The 25,256-nt window shown below is 74.3% G+C and carries 23 protein-coding genes; 9 read left to right on the top strand and 14 right to left on the bottom strand.

What is annotated here, in order from left to right:
- Positions 1 to 102: 102 nt before the first annotated feature.
- On the top strand, positions 103 to 2,568 hold the full coding sequence (locus tag QC029_RS10920) for a DEAD/DEAH box helicase (protein WP_279555384.1): 2,466 nt from the start codon (positions 103 to 105) through the stop codon (positions 2,566 to 2,568).
- Here QC029_RS10920 and QC029_RS10915 read toward each other — a convergent pair.
- From QC029_RS10915 to ssd, 7 genes are all read right to left on the bottom strand, one after another.
- Positions 2,492 to 2,863 carry an Rv3654c family TadE-like protein gene (locus QC029_RS10915; protein WP_279555347.1) on the bottom strand — a complete coding sequence of 124 codons (372 nt, stop codon included), beginning with the start codon at positions 2,861 to 2,863 and terminating at the stop codon, positions 2,492 to 2,494. The two genes, QC029_RS10920 and QC029_RS10915, sit on opposite strands and share 77 nt — an antisense overlap.
- Positions 2,847 to 3,194 carry a TadE family type IV pilus minor pilin gene (locus QC029_RS10910; protein ID WP_279555346.1) on the bottom strand — a complete coding sequence of 116 codons (348 nt, stop codon included), beginning with the start codon at positions 3,192 to 3,194 and terminating at the stop codon, positions 2,847 to 2,849. Before QC029_RS10910 ends, QC029_RS10915 begins: the two co-directional genes overlap by 17 nt.
- Positions 3,181 to 3,450 (bottom strand): DUF4244 domain-containing protein, encoded by a 270-nt coding sequence (locus tag QC029_RS10905; protein WP_279555383.1) that lies wholly within the window; start codon positions 3,448 to 3,450, stop codon positions 3,181 to 3,183. The genes QC029_RS10910 and QC029_RS10905 overlap by 14 nt, the downstream gene beginning before the upstream one ends.
- Before the next feature lie 95 nt (positions 3,451 to 3,545).
- Positions 3,546 to 4,160, bottom strand: coding sequence for a type II secretion system F family protein (locus QC029_RS10900; RefSeq protein ID WP_336621574.1), 615 nt, complete (start codon positions 4,158 to 4,160; stop codon positions 3,546 to 3,548).
- A 293-nt stretch (positions 4,161 to 4,453) separates the two neighbouring features.
- Positions 4,454 to 5,374: a type II secretion system F family protein gene (locus QC029_RS10895; protein ID WP_279555345.1), complete on the bottom strand. Its 921-nt coding sequence runs from the start codon at positions 5,372 to 5,374 to the stop codon at positions 4,454 to 4,456.
- Entirely contained in the window at positions 5,371 to 6,594 is a 1,224-nt protein-coding gene (locus QC029_RS10890; RefSeq protein ID WP_279555344.1) for a TadA family conjugal transfer-associated ATPase, read from the bottom strand. Before QC029_RS10890 ends, QC029_RS10895 begins: the two co-directional genes overlap by 4 nt.
- A complete protein-coding gene (ssd, locus tag QC029_RS10885; RefSeq protein ID WP_279555343.1) occupies positions 6,591 to 7,694 on the bottom strand; it encodes a septum site-determining protein Ssd in 1,104 nt (367 codons plus the stop codon). Before ssd ends, QC029_RS10890 begins: the two co-directional genes overlap by 4 nt.
- 450 nt (positions 7,695 to 8,144) lie before the next feature.
- Here ssd and QC029_RS10880 point away from each other — a divergent pair, with 450 nt between their 5' ends.
- The gene (locus QC029_RS10880; RefSeq protein ID WP_279555342.1) at positions 8,145 to 8,993 is read left to right on the top strand and encodes an HAD family phosphatase; all 849 of its coding nucleotides are present in this window, start codon (positions 8,145 to 8,147) and stop codon (positions 8,991 to 8,993) included.
- Positions 8,994 to 9,427: 434 nt separating this feature from the next.
- On the opposite strand, the gene QC029_RS10875 is transcribed toward QC029_RS10880, so the two are convergent.
- The gene (locus QC029_RS10875) at positions 9,428 to 10,252 is read right to left on the bottom strand and encodes an oxidoreductase (RefSeq protein ID WP_279555341.1); all 825 of its coding nucleotides are present in this window, start codon (positions 10,250 to 10,252) and stop codon (positions 9,428 to 9,430) included.
- A gap of 105 nt (positions 10,253 to 10,357) precedes the next feature.
- On the opposite strand from QC029_RS10875, the gene QC029_RS10870 reads away from it, so the two are divergent.
- A complete protein-coding gene (locus QC029_RS10870; RefSeq protein ID WP_279555340.1) occupies positions 10,358 to 11,359 on the top strand; it encodes an ATP-binding protein in 1,002 nt (333 codons plus the stop codon).
- Positions 11,360 to 11,509: 150 nt separating this feature from the next.
- On the opposite strand, the gene QC029_RS10865 is transcribed toward QC029_RS10870, so the two are convergent.
- Positions 11,510 to 12,760 carry a hypothetical protein gene (locus tag QC029_RS10865; RefSeq protein ID WP_279555339.1) on the bottom strand — a complete coding sequence of 417 codons (1,251 nt, stop codon included), beginning with the start codon at positions 12,758 to 12,760 and terminating at the stop codon, positions 11,510 to 11,512.
- A 250-nt stretch (positions 12,761 to 13,010) separates the two neighbouring features.
- On the opposite strand from QC029_RS10865, the gene QC029_RS10860 reads away from it, so the two are divergent.
- The 5 genes from QC029_RS10860 to QC029_RS10840 all read left to right on the top strand — a co-directional run bounded on the left by QC029_RS10860 (position 13,011) and on the right by QC029_RS10840 (position 19,595).
- A complete protein-coding gene (locus QC029_RS10860) occupies positions 13,011 to 15,443 on the top strand; it encodes a SulP family inorganic anion transporter (RefSeq protein ID WP_279555338.1) in 2,433 nt (810 codons plus the stop codon).
- Positions 15,444 to 15,657: 214 nt separating this feature from the next.
- A complete protein-coding gene (acs, locus tag QC029_RS10855) occupies positions 15,658 to 17,622 on the top strand; it encodes an acetate--CoA ligase (protein ID WP_279555337.1) in 1,965 nt (654 codons plus the stop codon).
- A 155-nt stretch (positions 17,623 to 17,777) separates the two neighbouring features.
- Positions 17,778 to 18,260 carry a phage holin family protein gene (locus QC029_RS10850; protein WP_279555336.1) on the top strand — a complete coding sequence of 161 codons (483 nt, stop codon included), beginning with the start codon at positions 17,778 to 17,780 and terminating at the stop codon, positions 18,258 to 18,260.
- A 113-nt stretch (positions 18,261 to 18,373) separates the two neighbouring features.
- On the top strand, positions 18,374 to 19,309 hold the full coding sequence (locus tag QC029_RS10845; RefSeq protein WP_279555381.1) for an alpha/beta fold hydrolase: 936 nt from the start codon (positions 18,374 to 18,376) through the stop codon (positions 19,307 to 19,309).
- A gap of 82 nt (positions 19,310 to 19,391) precedes the next feature.
- Entirely contained in the window at positions 19,392 to 19,595 is a 204-nt protein-coding gene (locus QC029_RS10840) for a hypothetical protein (RefSeq protein WP_279555335.1), read from the top strand.
- A gap of 90 nt (positions 19,596 to 19,685) precedes the next feature.
- Here the strand turns inward: QC029_RS10840 and QC029_RS10835 are convergent, their stop codons facing one another.
- The 3 genes from QC029_RS10835 to nth are packed head-to-tail and all read right to left on the bottom strand — an operon-like array spanning position 19,686 to position 22,462.
- On the bottom strand, positions 19,686 to 20,885 hold the full coding sequence (locus QC029_RS10835) for a MarP family serine protease (protein WP_279555380.1): 1,200 nt from the start codon (positions 20,883 to 20,885) through the stop codon (positions 19,686 to 19,688).
- A 13-nt stretch (positions 20,886 to 20,898) separates the two neighbouring features.
- Positions 20,899 to 21,612 carry a CoA pyrophosphatase gene (locus QC029_RS10830; protein WP_279555334.1) on the bottom strand — a complete coding sequence of 238 codons (714 nt, stop codon included), beginning with the start codon at positions 21,610 to 21,612 and terminating at the stop codon, positions 20,899 to 20,901.
- Between the two features lie 7 nt (positions 21,613 to 21,619).
- Entirely contained in the window at positions 21,620 to 22,462 is an 843-nt protein-coding gene (gene nth, locus QC029_RS10825) for an endonuclease III (RefSeq protein WP_279555333.1), read from the bottom strand.
- Positions 22,463 to 22,723: 261 nt separating this feature from the next.
- On the opposite strand from nth, the gene QC029_RS10820 reads away from it, so the two are divergent.
- A complete protein-coding gene (locus tag QC029_RS10820; protein WP_279555332.1) occupies positions 22,724 to 23,398 on the top strand; it encodes a Crp/Fnr family transcriptional regulator in 675 nt (224 codons plus the stop codon).
- Positions 23,399 to 23,450: 52 nt separating this feature from the next.
- On the opposite strand, the gene QC029_RS10815 is transcribed toward QC029_RS10820, so the two are convergent.
- A complete protein-coding gene (locus tag QC029_RS10815; RefSeq protein WP_279555331.1) occupies positions 23,451 to 24,281 on the bottom strand; it encodes an MBL fold metallo-hydrolase in 831 nt (276 codons plus the stop codon).
- Positions 24,278 to 25,207: an NUDIX hydrolase gene (locus QC029_RS10810; RefSeq protein ID WP_279555330.1), complete on the bottom strand. Its 930-nt coding sequence runs from the start codon at positions 25,205 to 25,207 to the stop codon at positions 24,278 to 24,280. The genes QC029_RS10815 and QC029_RS10810 overlap by 4 nt, the downstream gene beginning before the upstream one ends.
- Between the last annotated feature and the right edge of the window lie 49 nt (positions 25,208 to 25,256).

The following is a 25,256-nucleotide window of genomic DNA, read 5'->3' as shown; positions in this document are numbered from 1 at the left end:
TGGGGACGGGGTCTTCCCCACCGAAGGTGGGGATGTGACTCCCCGCCGAAGGTAGGGGACGGATCGGCAGCCGCAGAAGCATTCAATCACTTACCCGGGGGCCTGCACGACGCCTTGCGACCATTGTCCGTCGCGCCGGTGACACACTCGATTCCGATGGCCACCGACCACCGCGCGGCGTCTGCAGGCGCACGCCCCTCGCCCCCGTCTCCCCGAACGGTCCTCGAAAGCCTTGCCGCGAGGGCGGACCGGGCCGTGCGCATCACCCATGTGGAGCACTTGCCCCCACGGAACGGTCGCCATGCGGACTGGCCTGGTCAGATTCGGCCGGAAGTGGTCGACGCCATACGCGCCGCGGGCATCGGCCGTCCGTGGGAACACCAGGCCCGTACCGCCGAGTACGCCCTGCGCGGCACATCGGTGGTCGTCGCCACCGGCACCGCGTCGGGCAAGTCCCTCGCCTACACGGCCCCGGTGCTCAGCGCGCTGCTGGAGGGCGCGCGGGCTCCGAACGGGCGCGGCGCCACCGCCCTGTACCTCGCCCCGACCAAGGCGCTGGCCGCCGACCAGCGGCGGGCCGTGGGCGAGCTGGCGGCCCCGCTGGGCAACGCCGTCCGCCCGGCGGTCTACGACGGCGACACCCCCTTCGAGGAGCGCGAGTGGGTACGGCAGTACGCCAACCACGTGCTCACCAACCCCGACATGCTGCACCGCGGGATACTCCCCGCCCACCCCCGCTGGTCCTCCTTCCTGCGCGCCCTGCGCTACGTGGTCGTCGACGAGTGCCACACCTACCGCGGCGTGTTCGGCTCCCACGTCGCCCAGGTGCTGCGCCGGCTGCGGCGCGTGTGCGCCCGCTACGGCTCCGAGCCGGTCTTCCTGCTGGCATCCGCCACCGCGGCCGAACCGGGCGAGGCGGCCACTCGCCTCACCGGCCTGCCGGTCACCGAGATCACCGAGGACGCCTCTCCGCGCGGCGAGGTGGTCTTCGCCCTCTGGGAACCCCCGCTGACGGAGATGCACGGCGAGCGCGGCGCCCCGGTGCGGCGGACCGCCACCGCCGAGACCGCCGACCTCCTCACCGACCTCGCCGTACAGGGCGTACGGACCGTCGCCTTCGTACGCTCCCGGCGCGGCGCCGAGCTGATCTCGGTGATCGCCCGGGAGCGGCTGGCCGAGGTGGACCGCGTCCTGGCCGGTCGGGTCGCCGCCTACCGCGGCGGCTACCTTCCCGAGGAGCGCCGCGCCCTGGAGCGGGCCCTGCACTCCGGCGAACTCCTCGGGCTGGCCGCCACCACCGCCCTCGAACTCGGCATCGACGTGTCCGGTCTCGACGCGGTGATCCTGGCCGGCTATCCCGGCACCCGGGCCTCGCTGTGGCAGCAGGCCGGGCGGGCCGGACGGGCGGGCCAGGGCGCCCTGGCCGTCCTCGTCGCCCGGGACGACCCGCTGGACACCTACCTCGTCCACCACCCCGAAGCGATCTTCCGCCGCCCCGTGGAGTCCACCGTCCTGGACCCGGACAACCCCTACGTCCTCACCCCCCATCTGTGCGCCGCCGCGGCGGAGATCCCCCTGACCGAGGCCGACTTCGAACTGTTCGGACCGGCGGTGCCCGAGCTGATGCCGCTCCTGGAGCGGCGCGGGCTGCTGCGCCGCCGGGGAACGGGCTGGTACTGGACCCGCCGCGAGCGGGCCAGCGACCTCACCGACATCCGCGGCCAGGGTGGACGGCCGGTCCAGGTGGTGGAGGCCGCCACCGGGCGGCTGCTGGGCACCGTCGACGCCGCGGCCGCCCACACCGCCGTCCACGACGGCGCGGTCCACCTCCACCAGGGCCGCACCTACGAGGTCCGGCACCTCGACCTGGACGACTCGGTCGCCCTGGTGGAGGAGGCGAGCCCGCCGTGGACGACGATGGCCCGGGACACCACCGCGGTCTCCGTCCTGGAGACCGACACCGAGGTCCCGTGGGGCGAGGCCCGGCTGTGCTTCGGCTCGGTCGAGGTCACCAACCAGGTGGTCTCGTACCTGCGCCGCAAGCTCGTCACCGGCGAGGTGCTCGGCGAGTCCAAGCTGGACCTGCCGCCGCGCACCCTGCGCACCCGCGCGGTGTGGTGGACGGTCACCGAGGACCAGCTCGACGCCGCCCGGATCGGCCCCGAGGTGCTGCCGGGCGCCCTGCACGCCGCCGAACACGCCTCCATCGGCATGCTGCCGCTCTTCGCCACCTGCGACCGCTGGGACATCGGCGGCGTCTCGGTGCCGCTGCACCCCGACACCCTCCTGCCGACGGTCTTCGTCTACGACGGGCACCCCGGCGGTGCCGGCTTCGCCGAGCGCGCCTTCCACACCGCCCGCGACTGGCTGACCGCGACCCGTCAGGCCATCGCGGCGTGCGAGTGCGAGAGCGGCTGCCCGTCGTGCATCCAGTCGCCCAAGTGCGGGAACGGCAACGATCCCCTGCACAAGCGCGGGGCGGTACGGCTCCTCACGGAGTTGCTGCGGCAGGCCCCGCCCGGGCCCTCACCCCGGCCGAGTACGGCCCCGCCCGCACCCGCACCGTGAGGTCGGCGACCTCCCCCAGCACCTGGCAGCGCACCACCCGCGCCCGCTGCGCGGCGGCCACCCGCCGGGCGGCGGCGCACGCCTCCCCGGCGCCCCGGAGGGCGTGGTCGGCCGCTGCGAGGGCTGCCGCGTCCGCCGCCGCGCCCGCGCGGTGACGCGTGACGACGGCCTGCCCCAGCGCCAGTGCGCCCACCGCCACCGCGCACAGCACGAGTCCGCACAGCGCGGCCCACACCGTGGCCGAGCCCCGGTCCCCGAGGCCGCGCCGGCGCCGCCCGTCACCCCGGTTCCGCATGTGCCACCGCCTCCGCCTCCAGGTCCACGCCCAGCGGGCCGGGACCGGCGGCCCGCGCCGTCACCCGTACGCGCACCAATTCGCCCTCCCGCGACAGCTCCACCTCCGCTCCCCGCGGCGCGACCACCCGCACGGCCCGGCGAATCCTCTCGGGCGGCTCGTCCCTCGCGGCCGCCCGCGCTCCCGCGCTCGCCGCGTCCACGCAGCGGACCTGTGCGACCACGGCCGCCCCGCCCCACAGCAGCAGTCCGAGCAGAGCGATCAGGGACGGCACCACCACGGCGGTCTCCGCGGTGACATAGCCCCGCTCCCTCGTCTCAGAAGCCCGCATCGAGCGCTCGCTCGATCAACTGCCGCATCGCCGTGGAGACCGGTCCGCTGGTGACGATCTTGTAGAGCACCGCCGCGAACCCGGCGGCGGCGATCGTGCCCACCGCGTACTCCGCGGTGCTCATTCCGGCCTGCGCGTCCCGGCTCCACGCTCCGCGCGCGGTCCGGCCCAGACGCGTGGGCACCCGCCCCCACACGCTCCTTCCCCACACGGCCCGTCCCCGCGTGAACCGCCCCGGCATGATCCGTTCCGACATGATCCGTTCCGACATGGTTCTCCCCTTCGTCTCGTCGTTCGTCCGTCGGCCGCGTCCGGTCCGGACGCGGCCCGTCCCTCGTCGTCCACGGCGGTTCACAGCAGTGACCGAGCCAGGCCGACGACCACCGGGACCACACCGGCCAGCAGGAAGGCGGGCAGGAAGCACAGCCCCAACGGCCCGGTGACCAGGACCGCCGCCCGCCGCGCCCGTTCCGTGGCCGCCCGCGCCCGGCGTGCCCGGCACTCGGCGGCCAGCCGCCCCATCGGCTCCACCGCGGGCACCCCCGTCGTCCCCGCCCGTTCCAGGCACCGCGCCAGCCCCGCCGCTCCCGGCGACTCCGCCAGCCGCCCCCAGACGGCCGCCGGGTCACCGCCCAGGCGCAGTTCGGCCGACGCCCGCACCAGCCGCCGGCCGAGTGGGCCGCCCACCGAGCCGCCCACCGCCCCGGCCGCCTCGCCCGGTCCCGACCCGGCCGCCAGACAGGCGGCGAGCAGTTCCGCGATGATCGGCAACTGACCGGCCACCCGCGACTCGGCGCCCTCACCGCCCGTTTGTTGCCTTTTATCCCTGTATGATCGCCTCGCCGGCCCGTCCCGCCCCTTCCGGCCGCGCAGCAGGCACCGGACGCCGTACGCCGCGACCAGTCCGAGCAGGCAGCCGGCCGGACCGCCGACCAGGGCCACCCCCAGAGCGACGGCCCCGGCCATCGCCGCCGCCTCGCGGAGCGGTGGCCGCCATCGCACCGCGGCCGTACGCGCCGGCGTCGGCGCACCGGCTCCGGCGTCCAGCAGTGCCGCGGTCCGCCGCCGGCACCGCACCCGTCTCACCGCCGGCGCCCCGCCCGCCAGACACAGGGCGACAGCCGACAACGACAGCGCGGGTAGCGGGGGCAGCGGGGGCAGTGCGGGCAGCGACAACGAGGAGGAGAGGAGGAAGGAAGGGGAGAGGGAGAGGGAAGGCTCCGCACATGTTGTCCACACCCTGTGGACAGTCTCGCCGCTCATCCCGATCCGCCCCTCTCGGCCGTTCGGACGATGCGGGAGACCCAGGCCAACCCGGCCCACTCCAGCAACCCGGCGCCCGCCAGGCAGGCCCATCCGGCCGGACTGTGCAGCAGCACGTGCAGTGGACGCGCCCCCATGGCGCCTCCCAGCAGCAGTCCGAAGGCCGGCAGCAGCGCCAGGACCAGCGCCGTGGACCGCGGGCCCGCCAACTGGGCGCGCAGTTCCTCCCGTTGGTCGCGCTCCGCGCGCAGCGAACCGGCCACCCGGTCCAGCCCGTCCGCGAGCCCCGCGCCCCCGTCCACCGCCACCTGCCAGCAGGCGGCCACCCCGCCGAGCCCGCCCGCGCCCTTCTGCCGGGCCGCCTGCCGCAGCGCGTCCGGCACGTCACCGCCGAAGCGGGCCGCCGCCAGCACCGCCGCTCCCGCGTCCCCGAAGCCGGGCATGCCCGTCGCCAGCAGAGCCCGCTCCGGCGTACGACCCGCCCGCAGCTCACCGGCCACCGCCGAGCACAGGTCGATGACGGCGGCCTCCCTCGCCTCCTCCGCACGACGCCGTTCACGCCCGCGCAGCCGGCGCCCGAGCAGCGGTACGGCCACCGCACCGGCCAGCAGCGGCAGCACCGACTCCCCCAGCACCGCCAGCAGCGCCCCGGCCGCCAGGCACCACCCCGCGCGGCCCACCCGAGCCCCGAGCCGGCGCGCCGTCCGTGCGACGGCCTCCACCGCCGGGCCTCCCGGGCCGCTCCACCGGGGCACCGGTTCGGCACCGTCGGCGCACAGCAGCCGAGCCCGCCGCAGCCCCTCCCCGGGACGGCCCAGCAGCCGGCCCACCACTCCGGCACACGCCATCGCCGCGCACACCGACCCCGCGTACACCGCCTCGGGCTGCGACCCGATCTGCGTTCCGGCCGCCGTCACAGCGCACCGCCGCCCCGTGCGCACAGCCGCTCCAGCCGTGGCCAGCCCCGTTCCCGCAGGAAGCCGTCCGGCCCCCACACGGCCGCCGGTACGGTCACCACCAGGCCGTACCGGTCCTGCTCCAGCACGTGGATCTCGGCGATCCGCCTCCGGCCCCGGCGGTCCCTCGCCAGATGGACCACCACCGACAGCGCCGCCGCGAGCTGACTGTGCAGCGCGGCCCGGTCGAGCCCGGCCGTGGTGCCCAGCGCCTCCAGCCGGGCCGGCACGTCGGCCGCCGCGTTGGCGTGGACCGTCCCGCAGCCGCCCTCGTGGCCGGTGTTCAGCGCGGCCAGCAGATCCGTCACCTCCGCGCCGCGCACCTCGCCGACCACGAGCCGGTCCGGCCTCATGCGCAGCGCCTGCCGTACCAGGTCCCGCAGGGCGACCCGGCCCGCGCCCTCCTGGTTGGCCGGACGGGTCTCCAGCCGCACCACGTGCGGATGGTCGGGGCGCAGTTCGGCGGAGTCCTCGGCCAGGACGATCCGCTCCCCCGGCCCCACGAGCCCCAGCAGGGTCGACAGCAGCGTCGTCTTGCCCGAACCCGTACCCCCGCTGACCAGGAACGACAGCCGGGCGTCCAGGACCGCCCGCAGCAGCCCGTCCCCGCCGGGCGGCACCGTCCCGGCCGCCACCAACTCCGGCAGGGCGAACGCCCGGGGCCGCACCACCCGCAGGGACAGGCACGTGCAGCCGACCGCCACCGGGGGCAGCACCGCGTGCAGCCGCGTGCCGTCCGGGAGCCGGGCGTCCACCCAGGGACGGGCGTCGTCCAGCCGCCGCCCCGCCGACGTGGCCAGCCGCTGGGCCAGCCTGCGCACCGCCGCAGCGTCGGGGAAGCGGACCGCGGTGCGCTCCACCCCGCCGCCCCGGTCCACCCAGACCTCGTCCGGAGCGGTCACCAGGACGTCCGTCACGTCCGGCTCGGCCAGCAGCGGTTCCAGCGGCCCGGCTCCGACCATCTCCGACCGCAGCGCCTCGACCACGCCCAGCACCGCGCTGTCCCCGAGCAGCCGTCCCTGGGCCCGCAGCGCCGCCGCGACCCGGGCGGGAGTGGGCTCGGCGCCGGTCTCCGCCAGCCGCAGGCGCACCGCGTCCACCAGTGTCCGCGGAGCGACCGCTCCGCCACTCGCCTCCGTGCCCCTGCGCGCGCCCGCGCGGATCTCCGTACGCGCGCTCATACGGCCACGCTCCCCCGGCCGCCGGAGGGCCGTGCCCCGCCGCCCTCCGGCAGCGCGCGGGCCCAGAACTCCGCGCAGAACCGGGCCAGCGGGCCGCGCGCGTCCCCGCCGGGCGGCCGTCCGGCGTCCACCGCCGCCGGCAGGCCGCCCTCGGCGGGGAGCTCGCCGGCGAGCCGCAGTCCGAGCAGCCGGGCGATCTCCTCACCGTCCAGCCCCGGCCCGGAGGGGTCGCGCACCACCACCCGCAGGTCCCGCAGCACCATGCCCACCCGGGAGGCGATCCGCTGCGCCGCCGCGACCGCCCGCAGCTCGGCGGGTACGACCAGCAGGCCGAGGTCGAGCTGCGCCAGCGCCTCGGCGACCGCCTCGTCCAGCCGCCGCGGCAGGTCCACCACGACCACACCGCCGCGCCGTCTGGCCGCGCCCAGGACCGCGCGCACCGCCTCGGGCGGTACGGCCGCGCTCTCCCCCCTGTCCCAGCTGAGCACCCGCAGGCCGTGCGCCCTGGGCAGGGACTCCTCCAGCGCCACGCCGCCGACCCGGCCGCGCGAGTCGGCGAACGCGGGCCAGCGCAGGCCCTCCGCCCGCTCTCCACCGAGCAGGATGTCGAGTCCGCCGCCGAGCGGGTCGCCGTCGACGAGCATCGTGCGGTGTCCCGCGCGCGCCGCCGTGACCGCCAGGGCGCAGGCCAGGGTCGAGGCCCCGGCTCCGCCCCGGCCGCCCATCACCCCGACGGTCAGCGCCTGCCGCCCCGCTCCCTCGGCCGCGTCGGCGATCCGGCCGGTGAGCCAGGACTCGCCGTCGGGCAGGAGCACCACGTGCTCCGCGCCGATCCCCATGCCGCGCCGCCAGACACCGGGGTCGTCCAGGTCCCGGCCGACGAGCAGCACCCCGGGCCGGCGCGCGGGCGCACGCGCCGCGCCGGCCAGCGGGCCGGCCCGGTCGTCGCCGACCAGCACCAGCGGGGCGCTCTCCCAGCCGCCCGGCACCGGCGGCCCGCCGTGCGCCACCTCCGCCTCGGCCCCGGCCGCCGCGCACAGGCGCAGCAGGTCGTCCAGCAGTTTCTCGTCCTCGGTGACGATCAGGATGCTTCCGGTCACGTCCCGTTCCCCTTCCGGATTCCTGCTCTCCAGTTCGCGGGAGATCCGCGAACGCCGTGCTCAATCACCGTGCCGGGGAACGGAAAAACTCGATGATCTTGACCCAAATGCGTGGACAACTCGGCAGTTGTGAATAACTCGCTCACCCAAACGAGTGGCCCCATACAAGCGGAGTGACGAATACGCAGAGTGACGGATCATGAGGGCCGGGGAGCCGCGCCGCCGAAGGCCGGAGAGAGCCGGGGAGGGGGCCGCCCGAGGGCCCCGAGGACGCGAAACGCGTCCGGACATGCGACGACCCCCGCCGGGGGGGAGAGCGGGGGTCGTCTCCACGGCCGACTCGGGGGGGGAGGAGCCGGACCGGGGTAGCACGGTCGCGAACGATCCGTGACTTCCATGGTGTACCCGAGAGCCTTCTCAGGCAAACCCACGCGCCCCACCTTACGCCGAATGGTGGGCGCATATGCTCAGCTCGTGGAAAACCACTCGCTGCCGCGCACCGCTGCCTTCTTCGACCTGGACAAGACGGTCATCGCGAAGTCGAGCACGCTCACCTTCGGCAAGTCCTTCTACCAGGGCGGGCTGATCAATCGGCGCGCCGCGCTGCGCACCGCGTACACCCAGTTCGTGTTCCTCGTGGGCGGCGCCGACCACGACCAGATGGAACGGATGCGCGCCTACCTGTCCGCGCTGTGCCGCGGCTGGAACGTCCAGCAGGTCAGGGAGATCGTCGCCGAGACGATCCACGAGCTCATCGACCCGATCATCTACGACGAGGCCGCCTCCCTCATCGAGGAGCACCATCTCGCCGGGCGCGACGTCGTGATCGTGAGCACCTCGGGAGCGGAGGTGGTGGAGCCGATCGGGGAGCTGATCGGCGCGGACCGCGTCGTGGCGACGCGCATGGTCGTCGAGGACGGCTGCTTCACGGGCGAGGTGGAGTACTACGCGTACGGTCCGACCAAGGCGGAGGCCGTGCGCGAGCTGGCGGAGTCCGAGGGATACGACCTCTCGCGCTGCTACGCCTACAGCGACTCGGCCACCGACATACCGATGCTGGAGGCGGTCGGCCACCCGCACGCCGTCAACCCCGACCGGACGCTGCGCCGGGAGGCGGTGGCCCGGGACTGGCCGATCCTCACCTTCCAGCGCCCGGTCCGCCTCAAGCAGCGGGTGCCCGCGTTCACCATGCCCCAGCGCCCCGCGGTGGCGGCGGCGGTGGCGGTGGGCGCGGCGGCGGCCACCGCCGGCCTGGTGTGGTACGCGAGCCGGCGCCGCGCCCGTTTCGGCGCCGTGTGAGCCCTGCGACCGGCAGGAATCAGCAGGGATCAGCAGGGATCAGCGGAGATCAGCAGGGAACCTCGGGGAAGTGTTTGAGGGGGAAAGTGAACGTCCACGGGGAAAGGTTCCACTTCCTCCCGTCGTGGAGTACAAAGGAATCAACGGCCCGCGAGACCTGACCGGCAGCCTCCGAGAGGAGGTCCGGTACGGACAGAGGCCCCACGGACCGAGTGCGGAAGCCGGGAACCCACGCGCAGCAGACCCGCGATAGGGCCGGCCGCACCGGGGTCGGGCGGAGTCCCCCCTGGTGTCGGCAGATACCGTGCACGCCTGGTACCCCGGCTGACGTGCCAGCGACGGCACCGGCCCCGCGCCGGTGCCGCCGCATTTCCGTGTGCGGACGCATTCCCGTGTGCGGGCGCCCTCCCGGCGCCCCGCCGGTCTCCCCGGCGTCAGGCCGCCCCGCGCTGGAGCGCCTCGCAGACCGCCGTGCTCTCGCGCGCCCCCAGTTCCACCGCCCGGGCGCAGTGCGCGATCCACTCCGCCACCCCCTCCGGGGTCCCGGAGACGTAGGCCCGCAGGCCGGCGACGTAGGCGTCGGCGCCCTGCTCGGCGTGGCCGACCTCCGGGGGGCAGACGGACTTCGGGTCCAGGCCGCCGCCGATCAGGACGATCCGCTCCGCCGCCCGGGCGACCAGGCCGTTGTGCGTGCCGAAGGGCCGCAGGACCATCAGCTCGCCGTGCACCACCGCCGCCGTCACCAGCGCGGGCGCGGAGGTGCCCGCGACGACGAGCTGGGCCAGGGCGTCCAGCCGGGCCGAGACCTCGGCGGCGTCCGGCAGCGCCGGGCCGGCCGCCAGCGGCTCCGCCACCGGTTCGCCCGCCAGCCGCGGCCGCCCCACCCGCTCGTCCTCCGCGTCGCCGCCCGCCGCCACCAGGTGGAGCCGGGCCAGCACCCGCAGCGGCGACTGCCGCCACACGTCCAGCAGCCGACCGGCCTCCGCGGTCGTCCGCAGGGCCGCGCCGACCGTGCGTGCCTCGGCGTCCGCGCCGAAGTCGCTGCGGCGGCGCACCTCCTCCAGCGGCCAGTCGGCGCCGCCGAGCGCGGCGGAGGCGCGGGCGCCCCGCAGCACCGCCTCGGCGGTGACCTCGCTGCTGCGCCGCCGCATCACCCGGTGTCCGTAGACCCGGTCCACGGCCTTGCGCACCGATTCGACGGAGTCGGCGACGCCGGGCAGCGCGCCCAGCGCGGCGAGGGGATCAGCAGTCGTAGACATGCCTAGACCCTACGCACCCCCGACCGGCGCGAACGCCCCACGAACGAGTGGTCTTCTTCACGCGATGCCCCTCCGCGCCACGGGCGCCCCACTACGCTTCCGACCATGAAAATCGCTTTCGTAGGAAAGGGCGGCAGCGGCAAGACGACGCTGTCCTCGCTGTTCATCCGTCACCTCGCCGCCCAACGCCTGCCCGTCGTCGCCGTGGACGCCGACATCAACCAGCACCTGGGCGTCGCGCTGGGGCTGGACGAGGAGGAGGCGGCCGCCCTGCCCGCGATGGGCGCCCGCCTGCCGCTGATCAAGGACTGGCTGCGCGGCACCAACCCCCGGATCGCCTCCGCCGAGACGATGATCAAGACGACCCCGCCGGGCGAGGGCTCCCGGCTGCTGCGGATCACCGAGGACAACCCGGTGTACGACGCCTGCGCCCGCCGCGTCCGGCCGGGCGGGGTGTCCGGCGGCGGGGACGTACGGCTGCTGGCCACCGGCCCCTTCACCGAGGCGGACCTGGGCGTGGCCTGCTACCACTCCAAGGTCGGCGCCGTGGAGCTGTACCTGAACCACCTGGTCGACGGGCGCGGCGAGTTCGTGGTCGTCGACATGACGGCGGGCTCCGACTCCTTCGCCTCCGGGATGTTCACGCGCTTCGACACGACCTTCCTCGTGGCCGAGCCGACCCGCAAGGGCATGGCGGTCTACCGGCAGTACAAGGAGTACGCCCGGGACTACGACGTCCAGCTGCGCGTGGTGGGCAACAAGGTGCAGAGCCAGGACGACCTGGACTTCCTGCACGCGGAGGCCGGGGACGACCTGCTGGTGACCGTCGGGCACTCCGACTGGGTGCGCGCGATGGAGAAGGGCCGCCGGCTGCCCTTCTCCGAACTGGAGGACGCCAACCACAAGGCGCTGCGCGTGATGCAGGAGGCGGTGGACGCGTCGTACGGCCTGCGCGACTGGGAGCGCTACACCCGGCAGATGGTGCACTTCCACCTGAAGAACGCCGAGAGCTGGGGCAACGCCAGGACGGGCGCCGACCTGGCGGCCCAGGTCGACCCCGCCTTCGTGCTCCGCGAGGAGCCGGCCCCGGCGTCCCGGCCCGCCTGATCCGCGGCGTGGTCCGGCCGTTCCGGGGCCGCCGCCGCGCGGTGGGTGCGTCCGGTGCACCGGACGCACCCACCGCGCCGTGCGTGTCGTGCGTGCAGCGCGTGCCGTGCGTGCCGTGCGGCCGGGTCCGGGGGTGCCGGACGCGCCGGCCTAGGCGCCGGACGTCCGGGAGGAGGCCGCCGTCGAGGGGGCGGTCAGGAACTTCTCCCAGCCCCTCTCGGGCGCCTGCCCCACGCCCAGGGTGCGCAGCTTCTCCAGGACCGCGGGGTCCTGCCCGTCGAGCCAGTCGACGAGCTGCCTGAAGGAGACGCAGTGCACGTCCTCCATGGGGCACACCTTCTTGATGACGTCCTCGACGGCCTTCATGTAGATGCCGCCGTTCCAGTCCTCGAAGTGGTTGCCGATGATCATCGGCGCCCGGTTGCCGTCGTACGCGCGGTCGAAGCCCTCCAGCAGGCCGTCGCGCATCTGCCGCCCCCAGGCCTCGCGCTGGGCCGGGTCCCCGTTGACCGTTCCCGACTGGTTGGCCAGGAAGTTGTAGTCCATCGCGAGCGTCTCGAAGGAGCGCCCGGGCATCGGCACCTGCTGGAGCGGCAGGTCCCACAGGCCGCCCTCCTTGTCGGGCCAGACCTGGGTGCCGTTGCCGGAGGAGTCGTAGCGGAAGCCCATCTCCCTCGCGGCGGGGAGCAGGTTCGCGCGGCCCTCCAGACAGGGAGTGCGGCCGCCGACGAGTTCCCGGTCGTAGTCGAAGGGGAGGGGCTCCAGGTCCTTCCAGCCGGTCGTGGTCTTCCAGTTCTGCACGAACCACTTGGCCTGTTCGATCTCGCTCCTCCACTGCTCGGGCGTCCAGCTGCCGACGCCGTTCGCCCCGCAGAAGTGGCCGTTGAAGTGGGTGCCTATCTCGTTGCCGTCGAGCCAGGCGCCGCGGAGCTGTTCCAGCGTGGCGCGTATGTTCTCGTCCTTGAGGTAGCCGATGTCCGAGGCTCCGCGGCCGCGGCCGGGCGGCCGGTAGTGGTGGGCCTTCGTCTCGGGGAGCACGTACACGCCGCTGAGGAAGTACGTCATGTACGCGTCATACTTCTTGCCCACCTCGCGGAAGTGGGAGAAGAGCTTCTTGCCGTCCTCCCCCGCACCGTCCCAGGAGAAGACGACGAACTGCGGAGGCTTGCGGCCGGGCTCGAGGCGCCCGAACTCGGGCTGGTTCGGCTGGGCGCCTATGTAGGCGGTGGAGCCGTCGCCTATGAGCGTGACCTTGCCCGCGGGCTTCCCCCGCTGCCCGTCCTTGTTCGCGCGTCCCTCGTCCTTCGACGTGCCCGGGGCCGGGCCCGAACAACCGACCGCCAGCACGACCAGCACGGCCGCTCCCGCGACGCCTCTGGTCAACCTCCTTGCGGCTCCCATGATTTCCACCTCATCACTTCTGTGCCCTTGTGGCCGACGTGTTCGACCTGCGACCAACCTCACACGCACAGTGAGAGGCGCAACCGCAGCAGGTGGTTCCCCCGGCTTGTTCACCCCCAGGTGTGAACAGTGGGGCCGATTGCCCCACCCCCCTTCCTTGATCCTTTACGCGACATTACGATTCGTTTACCGAAACTTTGTGTAGTCAGCTTCATACGGACCGTAACGGAATCCCCGGACGGAGACGGAAATGTCCGCCTGCGCCACCGATCGTTCCCCCGACGCCGATCCCACCGGCCGCAACAGCCGGTCCGACCTCCCACTCCCCTCCCTCCGCTCCCGCGCGGGGGACCGTCTGCGCCGCTCCCTGCGCGGAAGCGGGCCGGAAGGCACCCGGTCAGCCGATCTGTCGGCCTCCGTGGCCGTCTTCCTCATCGCGCTGCCCCTCTCCCTGGGCATCGCCCTGGCCACCGGGGCGCCCCTCCAGGCCGGGCTGGTGGCCGCGGCCGTCGGCGGCATCGTCGCCGGCCGGTTCGGCGGCGCCCCCCTCCAGGTCAGCGGACCGGCGGCGGGCCTGACGGTGGTCGTCGCCGAACTGATCCAGCTCTACGGATGGCGCACCACGTGCGCCATCACCGTCCTCGCCGGACTCGCCCAGCTCGGCCTGTCCGCGCTGCGGGCGGCCCGCTCCGCCCTCATGGTCAGCCCGGCGATCGTGCACGGCATGGTCGCGGGCATCGGGGTGACGATCGCCCTCGCCCAGCTCCACGTCGTGCTCGGTGGGAGCCCGGAGAGCTCCGCCGTCGCCAACGTGCTCGCCCTGCCCGGCCGGCTCGCCGACCCGCGCGCCGACGCGCTGACGATCGGGGCCGTCACGGTGGCCGTCCTCCTGCTGTGGCCGCGGCTGCCCGGCAGGGCGGGCGGGCTGACGCGCAGGGTGTTCCCCGCCGCACTGGCCGCGGTGGTGCTGGCGACCGCGGTGGCCTCGCTCTCCGGCCTGCGGCTGCCGCGCGTGGACCTGCCGTCCTGGCACAGCCACGCCCTGCCCTCGCTGCCCGACGGGCCGGTGCTGGGGCTGCTGGCCGCCGTGCTGACCGTCACCCTGGTGGCCGGTGTGGAGTCGCTGCTGTCGGCGATGGCCTCCGACAAGCTGGCCGTCGCCCGTACGCTCCCGGAGCACCTGTCGGGCGTACGGATCCCGCGCGCGGACCTGGACCGGGAGCTGCGCGGCCAGGGCCTGGCCAACATGGTCTCCGGGGCCCTGGGCGGACTGCCGGTCACCGGCGTCGCGGTGCGCACCGCCGCGAACATCCAGGCCGGCGCGGTCAGCCGCCGCTCCACCGTGCTCCACGGGGTGTGGGTGCTGATCGCCTCCGGGCTGCTGGTCGGGGCGCTGGAGCTGATCCCGCTGGCGGCCCTCGCCGCGCTGGTGATGGTGGTCGGCGTGCAGATGGTCAAGATCGTCCACATCCGCAGCGTCACCCGGCACCGCGAGGTGCTCGTGTACGCCGCGACGACCGCGGGCGTGGTGCTGTCCGGCGTGCTGGAGGGGGTGGGCGCCGGCATCGCGGTCGCCGTCGCGGTCGCCCTCCACCGGCTGGCCCGCACCCGGATCACCTGCGAGGCCGCCGAGGACGGCGGCCCGGACGGGGCGGGAGCCGTCCACCGGGTGCGGGTGCGCGGCCAGCTCACGTTCCTCGCGGTGCCGCGGCTGAGCCGGGCGCTGGGCCGGGTGCCCGAGGGGAGCCGGGTGGTGGTGGAGCTGGGCGGCTCCTTCATGGACCACGCGGCGTACGAGACCCTGCGGGACTGGGAGACCTCCTACACGGCGCACGGCGGCAGCGTGGAGATCACCGGCCGCTCCGCGCCCTGTGTGCGGGAACCGTCCGCCCCGCACGGCTGCACCCCCTGGACGCCCTGGCGCAACCACCAGTGCACCCGGCCCCGGCCCGGCCGGAGCGGGGTCGGGGGCCAGCTCCTCGGCGGGCTGAGCAACTTCCAGCGCACCACCGCGCCGCTGGTCCGCGAGGAGCTGGCCAGGCTGGCGCGGGAGGGGCAGCGGCCCTCGCAGCTCTTCCTCACCTGCGCCGACTCCCGGCTGGTCACCAGCATGATCACTTCCAGCGGGCCCGGGGACCTCTTCACCGTGCGCAACGTCGGCAACCTGGTGCCGCCACCCGGCTCCGGGGCGAGCGACGACTCGGTGGCGGCGGCGATCGAGTACGCCGTCGAGGTGCTGCGCGTGGAGTCGATCACCGTCTGCGGGCACTCGGGCTGCGGCGCGATGCAGGCACTGCGCGCCTCGGGGACGGACGCCGGCGCGCCCGCCCCGGACACCCCCCTGCGCCGCTGGCTGACCCACGGCCGCCCCAGCCTGGAGCGGCTGGCCGCACGGCACGGCTCCGGTCCGCACGCCGTCCCCCGCGTCGGCGGCCCGGAACCGCTGCCGCGCGAGGCCGACGGGCTGGAGGCGCTGTGCCTGGCCAACGTGGTGCAGCAGCTCGACCATCTGCGGGTCCATCCGTGCGTGGCCCGGCGGCTGGCCGAGGGTTCGCTGGAGCTGCACGGGATGTACTTCCACGTCGGCGAGGCCCAGGCGTACGTACTGGACCTTCCGGGTGATGCGGACAGCGGCGGGACGCCGGTCTTCGCCCCCGTGCAGCCCGGCGCGGCGGTGGCCTGAACGGTCCCGCCCGCACGCGGGGAACAGCGGCCGGCGGCGGGGCGAAGGGTGCGGAAACACGCCGTTCGACCGCTCGTCGGCCGCTCACCGACACGCGCCGACCCCTGGGCGCAAAAGGTCTACACCACTTGACCGACAAGTCTTGTCAGGGGGCGACGGGGGCTGGTCTGCTATGACGCGGGACACACCAGACACCCTGGGAAAGGGAGATGTCGTGAGCAACGAAAGCCTGGCCAACCTGCTCAAGGAGGAACGGAGGTTCGCGCCGCCCGCCGAGCTGGCAGCGAACGCCAACGTCACGGCGGAGGCGTACGAACGGGCGAAAGCGGACCGGCTGGGCTTCTGGGCCGAGCAGGCCCGCCGACTGAGCTGGGAGACCGAGCCGACCGAGACCCTGGACTGGTCCAACCCGCCCTTCGCCAAGTGGTTCAAGGACGGCCGGCTCAACGTGGCCTACAACTGCGTCGACCGCCACGTCGAGGCGGGTCTGGGCGACCGGGTCGCCATCCACTTCGAGGGCGAGCCCGGCGACACCCGCGCGATCACCTACGCCGAGCTGCAGCGCGAGGTCTCCAAGGCCGCCAACGCCCTGACCGAGCTGGGCGTGCGGAGCGGCGACCGGGTCGCGATCTACCTGCCCATGATCCCCGAGACGGTCGTGGCGATGCTGGCCTGCGCCCGCATCGGCGCCCCGCACTCCCTGGTCTTCGGCGGCTTCTCCGCGGACGCCCTGGCCACCCGCATCCAGGACGCCGACGCCCGCGTCGTCATCACCGCCGACGGCGGCTACCGGCGCGGCAAGCCCAGCGCCCTGAAGCCCGCCGTGGACGAGGCCCTGGACCGCCCGGGCACCGAGAACGTGCGCAGCGTCCTGGTCGTACGCCGCACCGGCGAGGAGACGGCCTGGACCGAGGGCCGGGACGTGTGGTGGCACGAGCTGGTGGACCGCCAGTCCGAGGAGCACACCCCGCAGGCCTTCGAGGCCGAGCACCCGCTGTTCATCCTCTACACCTCCGGCACGACGGGTAAGCCCAAGGGCATCCTGCACACCTCCGGCGGCTACCTCACCCAGGCGGCCTACACCCACCACGCCGTCTTCGACCTCAAGCCGGAGACGGACGTCTACTGGTGCACGGCCGACGTCGGCTGGGTCACCGGCCACTCGTACATCGTCTACGGCCCGCTGGCCAACGGCGCCACCCAGGTGATGTACGAGGGCACCCCCGACACCCCGCACAGGGGCCGCTGGTGGGAGATCGTCGAGAAGTACGGGGTCACGATCCTCTACACCGCCCCGACCGCCATCCGCACCTGCATGAAGTGGGGCGACGACATCCCGGCGAAGTTCGACCTGTCCTCGCTGCGGGTGCTGGGCTCGGTCGGCGAGCCGATCAACCCCGAGGCGTGGGTCTGGTACCGCCACAACATCGGCGGCGACCGCACCCCGGTCGTGGACACCTGGTGGCAGACCGAGACCGGCGCCATCATGATCAGCCCGCTGCCGGGCGTCACCGAGGCCAAGCCCGGTTCGGCGCAGGTGCCGCTGCCCGGCATCGCCGCCACCGTCGTGGACGACGACGCCAACGAGGTGCCCGACGGCTCCGGCGGCTACCTCGTCCTGACCGAGCCCTGGCCGTCGATGCTCCGGACGATCTGGGGCGACGACCAGCGGTACCTGGACACCTACTGGTCGCGCTTCGAGAACCGCTACTTCGCGGGCGACGGCGCCAAGAAGGACGACGACGGCGACATCTGGCTGTTGGGCCGGGTGGACGACGTGATGCTGGTCTCCGGCCACAACATCTCCACCACCGAGGTCGAGTCCGCGCTGGTCTCGCACCCGAAGGTGGCCGAGGCCGCGGTCGTCGGCGCCACCGACCCGCAGACCACCCAGGCCATCTGCGCCTTCGTCATCCTGCGCGGCAGCGCCGCCGAGGACGAGGGGCTGGTCGAGGAGCTGCGCGGCCACGTGGCCAAGCACCTCGGCCCGATCGCCAAGCCCAAGCGCATCCTGCCGGTCGAGGAGCTGCCCAAGACCCGCTCCGGCAAGATCATGCGGCGTCTGCTGCGCGACGTCGCCGAGAACCGGGCGCTGGGCGACGTCACCACCCTCACCGACTCCACGGTGATGGACCTCATCCAGTCCAAGCTGCCGGGAGCCGCCTCCAGCGAGGACTGATCCGGCACACAGGGCTCCCGGGGGCGCGGGGAACCGGTCCGGGCACCGACCGGGTCGTGCGCGGCGGCGGCTCGCCGCGGCCGCACGCGACGGCGGGGACCGCGGTCCGGCATGATGCAGAGCCACCGGCACCCCACGACGAGAGGAAGCATGCGATGAGCCCAGCCGACGACGGCCGCAGCATCGGACAGCTGGTCGCCTCGGCGACGACCGAGCTGTCCGCACTGGTCCACGAGGAGATCGCGCTGGCCAAGGCCGAGCTGCGGCAGGACGTCAAGCGCGGCGCGATCGGCAGCGGCGCGGCCGTCGCCGCGGGGATCCTGCTCCTCTTCTCGCTGCCGGTCTTCAGCTTCGCCGCGGCGTACGGCATCCACAACCTCGGGCTCGGGCTCGCCTGGTCGTTCACCGTCGTGGGCGGCGCGTACATCCTGGTCGCGCTCGTGCTCCTGCTGCTGGCCAAGGCCAAGCTGTCCAAGGTCAAGCCGCCCAAGCGCTCGATCGCGTCGGCCAAGCAGTCGGCGGCCGTGCTGTCGGGCGTCAAGCCGCACCCGCGGGCCGTGCCGGGCGCGCGTACGGAGCCCAAGGCCGTCGAGGCGGAGCCCATGGCCGTCGAACACGTGTCACGCTCTTCCGCATGACGGACAGTACGGGCAGCACGGACGGCACCGGCACGGCAGGCACGACGGGCACCACGGGCATGGCGGACACGGCAGGCACGGCAGGCACCACAGGCACAGCGGACACGGCAGGCATGACAGGCGCGCACCACTCCGGCACCCCCTCGTCCGTCGTCCGGATGGACGGCCCCTGGACGCACCGGGACGTCGCCGCCAACGGCGCGCGCTTCCACATCGCCGAGATGGGCGAGGGCCCGCTGGTCCTGCTGCTGCACGGGTTCCCGCAGTTCTGGTGGACCTGGCGGCACCAGCTGCCCGTCCTCGCCGAGGCGGGCTACCGCGCCGTCGCGATGGACCTGCGGGGGGTGGGCGGCAGCGACCGCACGCCCCGGGGCTACGACCCGGCCAACCTCGCGCTCGACGTCACCGGCGTGATCCGCTCCCTGGGCGAGCCGGACGCCGCGCTCGTCGGCCACGACCTGGGCGGCTACCTGGCGTGGACGGCGGCGGTGATGCGTCCGAAGCTGATCCGGCGCCTGGCCGTGGCCTCGATGCCGCACCCGCGCCGCTGGCGCGCGGCGATGCTGGGCGACCTGCGGCAGACGACGGCCGGCTCGTACGTGTGGGGCTTCCAGAGTCCCTGGGTCCCCGAGCGGCGGCTGGCGGCGGACGGCGGGGCGCTGGTCGGCCGCCTGCTGCGGGAGTGGTCCGGACCGCGGTCGCCGGAGGACGAGGCGGTCGAGGTCTACCGGCGGGCGATGTGCATCCCCTCCACCGCGCACTGCTCGATCGAGCCGTACCGCTGGATGGTTCGCTCGCTGGCGCGTCTGGACGGCTTCCAGTTCAACCGCCGCATGAAGCGCCCGGTCCGCGTCCCCACCCTCCATCTGCACGGATCGCTCGACCCGGTGATGCGCACCCGCAGCGCGGCGGGCTCGGGCGAGTACGTGGAGGCCCCGTACCGCTGGCGCCTGTTCGACGGGCTGGGGCACTTCCCGCACGAGGAGGATCCGAAGGCGTTCACGAGCGAGCTCGTCGACTGGCTCAAGGACCCCGAACCCGACCGATGATATGGGCACGTGACGCTCGCATAGGCCAATTGACGGACCATTGGGCGATTACCGACCTTGGGGCACGGGCAGAGTGCGGAGTATGGGTTGGACGCACGACTACCGTGACGTGTCACGCGACATCCGGGAACAGAACAGCGCGCAGGGCTCGCCCCCGCGCCCCTCGCGAGACCATCGCGGTCTCGGCGATTTCGGGGATCCCCGCGACCCCCAGCTCGGCATCCCCCACATCCTGCGCCGCCGTGCCCGCTGGGTCGGCGCGCGGCTGCGGCATACGCGCGGCTGACGCCGCCCGCCCGCCGTAACGCCCGCCTCCCGGTCCCGCACCGCCCGGCGATCCGAGCCGTGGCCGGACGGCGGGGCCGGGGGCGGGGGTTCACATCGCGCATCCCTGGCTGTCCACCGGACCCCGTGCCGCGCGCCCCCGCAGGATGTCCTGGCGGATCTCGTCGTTGGTGAGCGCGTAGCCGGTGCTCTCGTCCTCCAGGGACTTGGCGAAGATGACGCCGTACACCCTGCCGTCGGGCGTCAGCAGCGGGCCGCCGGAGTTGCCCTGCCGGACCATGGCGTGCAGGGAGTAGACGTCGCGGCGCACCGTGTCGCGGTGGTAGATGTCCGGGCCGGTCGCCTGGATGCGGCCGCGCACCCGGGCGGAGCGGACGTCGAACCCGCCGTTCTCCGGGAAGCCCGCGACGATCGCGTCGTCGCCCGTCTCGGCGTCGCCCTCCGCGAACCGCAGCGCGGGCGCCCGGAGTGACGGCACGTCGAGTACGGCGATGTCGCGCTCCCAGTCGTAGAGGACGACCGTGGCGTCGTGGAGCCTGCCCTCGCCGCCGACCTGCACGGTCGGCTCGTCGACGCCGCCGACCACGTGCGCGTTGGTCATCACCCGGCCGCGGTCGAAGACGAAGCCGGTGCCCTCCAGCACCTTGCCGCAGCTCTGCGCGGTGCCCAGGATCTTGACGATGGACTGCTTGGCGCGGGCGACGGCCGGGCTGTCGGCCAGTGCCGGGTCCGGCGGTTCCACGGAGGTGATCGGCTCGTTGGCGAACGGCGAGAAGACCTGGGGGAAGCCGTTGCGCGCGAGCACCGAGGTGAAGTCGGTGAACCAGGTGTCGGCGTCGTCCGGCAGCGCTCTGGAGACCCCGTGCAGCACCGTGGAGCCGCGGACCTCCCGGGCGACGACGGGCACGGCCGTGGAGGCCAGCAGCGTGCCGATCAGCCAGGCGACCAGCAGCATGGCCACGACGTTCACCAGCGAGCCGCCGGTCGCGTCCAGGGCCCGGGCCGGCGACCAGGTGATGTGGCGGCGCAGCCGGTTGCCCAGGTGCGTGGTGAACGCCTGGCCGACCGACGCGCACACGATCACCACGACCACCGCCGCGATCGCGCCCGCCGTCCCCGCCGACGCCCCGTCGGTGACCTCGTTCCAGACGACCGGCAGCAGTTGGACCGCGACGAGCCCGCCGCCGAGGAATCCGGCGACCGACAGCACGCCGACCACGAATCCCTGGCGGTAGCCGATGATCGCGAACCACACGGCGGCGAGCAGCAGCAGTATGTCCAGCACGTTCACGTCGTCCACCGTCTCATGCGCGCCAGTCGAGGGGGACGCTGCGGTCGGTGTCCCACGGCCGTTCCCAGCCGGCGAAGTGCAGGATCCGGTCGATGATCCCGGCCGTGAAGCCCCACACCAGCGCGTCGCTGACGAGGAAGCACGGGCCGCGGTAGCCGCTGGGGTGCCTGGCGGTGGCGCGGTTCGCCGGATCGGCGAGGTCGGCCACGGGCACGGTGAAGACCCGGGCCGTCTCGGCCGGGTCCACCGGGGCCACCGGGGTCGGCTCCCTCCACCACCCCAGTACGGGCGTGACGACGAATCCGCTCACCGGGATGTAGACGCGCGGCAGCCGCCCGAAGAGCTGCACCCCGGACGGATCGAGCCCGGTCTCCTCCTCGGCCTCCCGCAGCGCGGCGCGCAGCGGCCCGTCGCTCTCCGGGTCCCCGTCCTCCGGGTCGAGGGCGCCGCCGGGGAAGGACGGCTGCCCGGCGTGCGAGCGCAGGCTGGTGGCCCGCTCCATCAGCAGCAGTTCGGGCCCGGCGCCCCCGCCGCCCTCGCCGAAGAGCACCAGGACGGCCGACTGCCGCCCGCCCCCGTTCCGCGGCGGCAGGAAGCGGCTGAGCTGCTGCGCCCGCACCGTCCTCGCCGCGTCGGCCACCGGGCGCAGCCAGTCCGGCAGCCCGTGGTCGGTGACGGCGACGGGGCCGGCGGCCGGGGCCCGGTGCCTCTCCTGTGCTTCCCTCATCCGCGCCTCACTCCGCGCCCAGCGGCGGCGCGGGCTGTCCGGGGTAGTCGGCCGGGGGCTTGAGCCGCTGGCCCGGCAGACCGCCCATCTCGTACTTCAGCAGCTTCTTCGCCTTCTCCGGGTCCGTCTCGCCCTCGCCGTACGAGGGGCACAGGTGCGTGATCGGGCAGGCGCCGCAGGCGGGCTTGCGGGAGTGGCAGATGCGGCGGCCGTGGAAGACGACCCGGTGCGAGAACATCGTCCACTCGCTCTTGGGGATGATCTCGGCGATCTCGGCCTCGACCTTCTCCGGATCGGTCTGCTCCGTCAGCTTCCAGCGGCGCACCAGCCGTCCGAAGTGGGTGTCCACCGTCAGACCCGGCCTGCCGAAGGCGTTCCCCAGCACCACGTGGGCCGTCTTACGGCCGACACCGGGCAGGGAGACCATGTCCTCCAGGTTGTCCGGCACCTCGCCGCCGAAACGGTCGCGCAGGGCCGCCGAGAGCCCGAGGAGGGACTTGGCCTTGTTCCGGAAGAACCCGGTGGGCCGGATCAGCCCCTCCAGCCGCTCGGGGTCGGCCGCGGCCATCTCCTCCGGAGTGGGGTAGGCGGCGAAGAGGGCGGGGGTGGTCTGGTTGACCCGCAGGTCGGTGGTCTGGGCGGAGAGGACCGTGGCCACCAGGAGCTGGAACGGATTCTCGAAGTCCAGCTCGGGATGGGCGTAGTAGTACACCTCGGCCAGTTCGCGGTTGATGCGCCGGGCACGGCGCACCATGGCCAGCCGCGTCTCCGGTTTGCCGCTCCCGCCCCCCTTGGCCGCTCTCGTCGGCTTCGCCTCCGCCACTCGTTCGGCGGACTCGCGTTCGCCCACAGCGGAATCCTGGGATGAGCCACGGGACACCGTCACCCGTACGCCCCCTTTCCGTCCGGTCCCACCGGCGTGTTGGACACCCGGCCAGCGTACGGGGGAGCGCCGACATCCGCCCCGCTCACCGCGGATTCGGGGCCCGATCGGACCCCTGGCGCACGCGCCGGACGCCGGGTGCGTCAAACTTGTGATTGATCGCACTGTTTCACCGTCCGGCATCATGGGGGCGTCAGACCCGTGGGCACGTGGACAAGGAGAGAACTCGTGGACGACGTTCTGCGGCGCGCCCCGCTCTTCGCGGCGCTTGACGACGAGCAGGCCGCCGAGCTGCGTGCCTCCATGACGGAGACGACGCTCGCACGGGGTGAGGCCCTGTTCCACGAGGGAGACCCCGGCGACCGCCTCTACGTCGTGATCGAGGGCAAGGTCAAGCTGCACCGCACCTCCCCCGACGGCCGCGAGAACATGCTGGCCGTGCTGGGCCCCGGCGAGCTGATCGGCGAACTGTCCCTGTTCGACCCCGGCCCCCGTACGGCCACGGCCACGGCGCTGACCGAGGTCAAGCTGCTCGGCCTGGGCCACGGCGACCTCCAGCCCTGGCTGAACGCCCGCCCCGAGGTCGCCACCGCGCTGCTGCGCGCCGTCGCCCGGCGACTGCGCCGCACCAACGACTCGATGTCCGACCTGGTCTTCTCCGACGTCCCCGGCCGCGTCGCCAAGGCGCTGCTGGACCTGTCGCGCCGCTTCGGCGTGCAGTCGGAGGAGGGCATCCACGTGGTGCACGACCTCACCCAGGAGGAACTGGCCCAGCTCGTCGGCGCGTCCCGCGAGACGGTCAACAAGGCGCTGGCCGACTTCGCCAGCCGCGGCTGGCTGCGGCTGGAGGCCCGCGCGGTCATCCTGCTGGACGTGGAACGCCTGGCGAAGCGCTCGCGCTGACCCCGGCTCACCCGCCCGGGCGGACGGCCCGGTCCGCCGGGAGCACGGCCCGTCACACCAGGCCGTGCTCCTCCAGGTACTCCAGCTGCGCCCGCACCGACAGCTCGGCGGCGGGCCACAGCGAGCGGTCCACGTCCGCGTAGACGTGCGCCACGACCTCCCCGGCCGTGCGGTGCCCCCTCTCCACGGCCGCCTCCACCTGCGCCAGGCGGCCGGCCCGGTGCGCCAGGTAGTACTCGACGGCCCCCTGCGCGTCCTCCAGCACCGGCCCGTGCCCCGGCAGCACCGTGTGCACGCCGTCGTCCACGGTCAGCGAGCGCAGCCGCCGCAGCGAGTCCAGGTACTCGCCCAGCCGCCCGTCGGGGTGGGCCACCATCGTGGTGCCGCGCCCCAGGATCGTGTCGCCGGTCAGCACCGCCGCGTCGGCGGGCAGATGGAAGCTGAGCGAGTCGGAGGTGTGGCCCGGCGTCGGCACCACCCGCAGCTCCAGGCCGCCCGTGGTGACCACGTCCCCGGCCGCCAGGCCCTCGTCCCCCAGCCGCAGCGCCGGGTCGAGCGCGCGTACGGCGGTGCCCGTCAGCTCGGCGAAGCGGGCGGCGCCCTCGGCGTGGTCCCAGTGGCCGTGGGTCAGCAGCGTCAGCCCCACCCGCCGGCCGGACCGCTCGACGGTGTCGATCACCTGGCGCAGGTGCCCCTCGTCCAGCGGGCCGGGGTCGACGACGACCGCCAGCGGCGAGTCCGGCTCGGCGACGATCCAGGTGTTGGTGCCGTCCAGCGTCATCGGCGAGGGGTTCGGCGCGAGCACGCAGACCGCGCGGGCGGTGCCCGTGCCGTCGATCGCGCCGCCGCGCGGCTGCCCGGGCAGGGCGGAGGCGTCGGTCACGGCGCGTCCCCCGCCGTCCGCCGGCGCGCCGACACGTGCCTGGTGAACTCCTCGTGTCCCGGCCAGCTCAGCACGACCCGCCGCCCGCCGGCCCCGTCGTCCTCCAGGCGGGCCCGGGCCAGTACGGGCGTCAGGTCCCGCTCACCGGAGGCCGCGAGCGCCGCGGCGGCGTCGGCGTACGGCCGGAGCTGCCGCAGGGTGGCGATCGTCGGGGGCATCATCGTCAGCTCGCCCCGGTCGTAGGCGGCGGCCGCGTCGGCCGGGCGGATCCACACCGTGCGGTCCGCCTCGGTGGAGGCGTTGCGGGTGCGCTGGCCCTCGGGCAGGGCGGCGACGAAGAACCAGGTGTCGTAGCGCCGCGCCTCGAACTCCGGGGTGATCCAGCGCGCCCAGGCGCCCAGCAGGTCGCTGCGGAGCACCAGCTCGCGGCGGGTGAGGAAGTCGGCGAAGGAGAGTTCGCGGGCCACCAGGGCCGCCCGGTCCGCCTCCCAGTCCTCGCCGGTTGTGTCGGCGACGACCGTGTCCGGGTCCGGGCCGGCCAGCAGGACGCCCGCCTCCTCGAAGGTCTCGCGCACCGCGGCGCACACGACGGCCTGCGCGACCGGCTCCTCCACCCCGAGCCGCCGCGCCCACTCCTCGCGCGCCGGGCCGGCCCAGGCGACCGCGCCCTCGTCACGGGGGTCGACACCGCCGCCGGGGTAGGCGTACGCGCCTCCGGCGAAGGCCATGGAGGCGCGGCGGCGCAGCATGTGGACGGCCGGGCCGCCGTCGGCGTCCCGCAGCAGCATCACGGTCGCCGCCCGGCGCGGGGCCACGGGCGTGAGCCGCCCCTCGGCCAGGGCGCGGATGCGCTCGGGCCACTCGGGCGGGTACCACTGCCCGTCGCGCGGGGGCGTGGAGGACGTGGACGGCGGCGTTGACGGCATGGCCGGATCGTACGGCCGCGGGCCGCGATGTTCGAGTGCGGGCCCCGGA

The organism is Streptomyces sp. DH37, assembly GCF_029813835.1.
GTDB lineage: Bacteria > Actinomycetota > Actinomycetes > Streptomycetales > Streptomycetaceae > Streptomyces.
This window is presented reverse-complemented; position numbering and strand designations above follow the sequence as displayed.

Bases quoted from the DNA above. Each gene is read 5' to 3' on its own strand.
- QC029_RS10915 (WP_279555347.1), bottom strand. From the start codon at position 2,863: ATGCGGAACCGGGGTGACGGGCGGCGCCGGCGCGGCCTCGGGGACCGG.
- QC029_RS10910 (WP_279555346.1), bottom strand. From the start codon at position 3,194: ATGCGGGCTTCTGAGACGAGGGAGCGGGGCTATGTCACCGCGGAGACC.
- QC029_RS10905 (WP_279555383.1), bottom strand. From the start codon at position 3,450: ATGTCGGAACGGATCATGCCGGGGCGGTTCACGCGGGGACGGGCCGTG.
- QC029_RS10900 (WP_336621574.1), bottom strand. From the start codon at position 4,160: ATGGCCGGGGCCGTCGCTCTGGGGGTGGCCCTGGTCGGCGGTCCGGCC.
- QC029_RS10890 (WP_279555344.1), bottom strand. From the start codon at position 6,594: ATGAGCGCGCGTACGGAGATCCGCGCGGGCGCGCGCAGGGGCACGGAG.
- QC029_RS10880 (WP_279555342.1), top strand. From the start codon at position 8,145: ATGGTGGGCGCATATGCTCAGCTCGTGGAAAACCACTCGCTGCCGCGC.
- QC029_RS10875 (WP_279555341.1), bottom strand. From the start codon at position 10,252: ATGTCTACGACTGCTGATCCCCTCGCCGCGCTGGGCGCGCTGCCCGGC.
- QC029_RS10870 (WP_279555340.1), top strand. From the start codon at position 10,358: ATGAAAATCGCTTTCGTAGGAAAGGGCGGCAGCGGCAAGACGACGCTG.
- QC029_RS10865 (WP_279555339.1), bottom strand. From the start codon at position 12,760: ATGGGAGCCGCAAGGAGGTTGACCAGAGGCGTCGCGGGAGCGGCCGTG.
- QC029_RS10860 (WP_279555338.1), top strand. From the start codon at position 13,011: ATGTCCGCCTGCGCCACCGATCGTTCCCCCGACGCCGATCCCACCGGC.
- QC029_RS10850 (WP_279555336.1), top strand. From the start codon at position 17,778: ATGAGCCCAGCCGACGACGGCCGCAGCATCGGACAGCTGGTCGCCTCG.
- QC029_RS10845 (WP_279555381.1), top strand. From the start codon at position 18,374: ATGACAGGCGCGCACCACTCCGGCACCCCCTCGTCCGTCGTCCGGATG.
- QC029_RS10840 (WP_279555335.1), top strand. From the start codon at position 19,392: ATGGGTTGGACGCACGACTACCGTGACGTGTCACGCGACATCCGGGAA.
- QC029_RS10830 (WP_279555334.1), bottom strand. From the start codon at position 21,612: ATGAGGGAAGCACAGGAGAGGCACCGGGCCCCGGCCGCCGGCCCCGTC.
- QC029_RS10810 (WP_279555330.1), bottom strand. From the start codon at position 25,207: ATGCCGTCAACGCCGCCGTCCACGTCCTCCACGCCCCCGCGCGACGGG.